Source organism: Hymenobacter agri (genome assembly GCF_054778495.1).
In genome coordinates this window covers 1-653 of sequence record NZ_BAAGZM010001203.1, presented here as the reverse complement: position 1 = coordinate 653, position 653 = coordinate 1, and the positions used below count along the sequence as shown (strand labels likewise).

1 protein-coding gene is annotated in these 653 nt (G+C 66.5%); it reads left to right on the top strand.

The window, feature by feature from the left end:
* Positions 1–189: 189 nt before the first annotated feature.
* The coding region (locus ACYVDE_RS25330) for an amidase family protein (RefSeq protein ID WP_460504278.1) at positions 190–653 on the top strand (464 nt) is incomplete at its 3' end.

Below are 653 nucleotides of genomic sequence, written 5' to 3'. Positions count from 1 at the left end.
TGGGCGGCTCCGGTAGCTCCGGCCACCACGGGCCTGCCCACGGCCGACCAGCACGACCCCGCCCCGCCCGTGGCCACCGTACTGCCCCCCAACTTGGCTCCCGAAGGCACTCAGCCTCGCCAGCCCTACCTGCCGGCCAACCCGGGCGCGTAATTTCACGGCAATTAGTCACCTAACTCTGCAGCAAGTTTGAAGCGTTTTCAGTCTTTATCCGAAGTCCGCAGCGAGCTGGCGGCAGGCACCACGTCCTGCCGCCAGCTCGTTGACTATTACCTCGATAACATCGAGCGTCAGCAGCACCTCAACGCGTTTCTGGAAGTGTGGCCCGACGAGGCCCGTGCCCAGGCCGACGCCGTGGATGCCAAGCTCGCTGCCGGTACGGCTGGCCCGCTGGCCGGTATGGTTATCGGCCTCAAGGATGTGCTGGCCTACGCCGGGCACTCGCTGCAAAGCAGCAGCCGCATGCTCGACGGCTTCAAGTCGCTGTTCACTGGCACCGCCGTGCAGCGCCTGCTCGATGCCGATGCCATCCTCATCGGCCGCCAGAACTGCGACGAGTTTGCGATGGGCGGTTCGAATGAAACCTCCTATTTCGGCCCGGCCCGCAACGCCGCCGACCCCAACCGCGTGCCCGGCGGCTCGTCGGGCGGCTC